The organism is Sphingomonas oligophenolica (assembly GCF_006438955.1).
In the GTDB taxonomy this organism is placed as follows: domain Bacteria; phylum Pseudomonadota; class Alphaproteobacteria; order Sphingomonadales; family Sphingomonadaceae; genus Sphingomonas; species Sphingomonas oligophenolica_A.
This window is the reverse complement of sequence record NZ_RCZK01000044.1, coordinates 1-1,090: the sequence shown is the minus strand read 5'-3', so window position 1 is coordinate 1,090 and position 1,090 is coordinate 1. Positions and strand designations below refer to the sequence as shown.

The 1,090-nt window shown below is 60.9% G+C and carries 1 protein-coding gene; it reads left to right on the top strand.

Annotated features, from left to right (window positions below):
- The first annotated feature begins 318 nt into the window (after window positions 1-318).
- Window positions 319-1,035, top strand: coding sequence for an IS6 family transposase (locus EAH84_RS15800; protein WP_140872919.1), 717 nt, complete (start codon window positions 319-321; stop codon window positions 1,033-1,035).
- Window positions 1,036-1,090 lie beyond the last annotated feature (55 nt).

The window sequence follows — 1,090 nt, the reverse complement described above, 5'->3', positions numbered from 1 at the left end:
GTGCCCGCGGTGTAAGCCACGGGTCATCAGAGGTCGTCGTAGGGCGGCAAGTGGTCGAAGGAGGGCATGGCGCACAGTCGGTGAGACGGGATTGGTAAACCAGGATTTGGTTTTGTGCCTCGAGCACGTCTGTCTGATCTGGATCCGATCCGCGAACTCCCATGCAGGCCTGCAGCATCGAACGCTGCTCCAAAGGCCGGACAGATGACAGCATCCGACCAAGCGCAATGCATCTCCAGATTTTGCTTGCTTCCCGAGGGGCGTCCACAGAAAACCAAATGCACCGATCGTTAAGCGGGGCCCCGGTAGCGTCGTCAGATGCCACGTCCCCGCAAGCCGCAAAGCCCGTTCCGGTGCTTCAACTCATCGCCCGAGGTAATCCGCCTCGTGGTGATGATGTACATTCGCTTCCCGCTATCGCTGCGAAACGTCGAGGACCTGCTGTTCGAGCGCGGGATCGACATTTGCCACGAGACGGTGCGGCTGTGGTGGAACAGGTTCGGTCCGATGTTTGCGGGCGACATCCGCCGCCGGCGGGTGAGCCACATGCGCGGGTTCCGCCACTGGCGGTGGCATCTCGACGAGATGTACGTGAAGCTGAACGGCGAGATGGTGTATTTATGGCGTGCGGTCGACCACGAGGGCGAGATCCTCGAAAGCTACGTCACCAGGAGCCGCGACAAGGATGCCGCACTCACCTTCATGAAGAAGGCACTGAAGCGCCACGGCAAGCCCGAGGCGATCACCACCGACGGGCTACGCTCGTACCGCGCTGCGATGAATGCGCTCGGCAATGCCGATAAGCAGGAGATCGGACGTTGGGCCAACAATCGGGTCGAGAACAGCCATCTGCCGTTCCGACGACGGGAGCGGGCGATGGTCAGATTCCGGCAGATGAAGTCGCTACAAAAATTCGCCAGCGTCCATGCCAATGTCCACAATCACTTCGATCTCCAGCGCCATCTCGTCGACCGCCAGACCTACAAGGAACGCCGCTCGGCCGCGCTGGCCGAGTGGCAGGCACTCGCCGGCTGAGTTATGACCCCAAAGCCCGAACTGCATCGTGTGGAGACGAGTTCGCATTAGACTG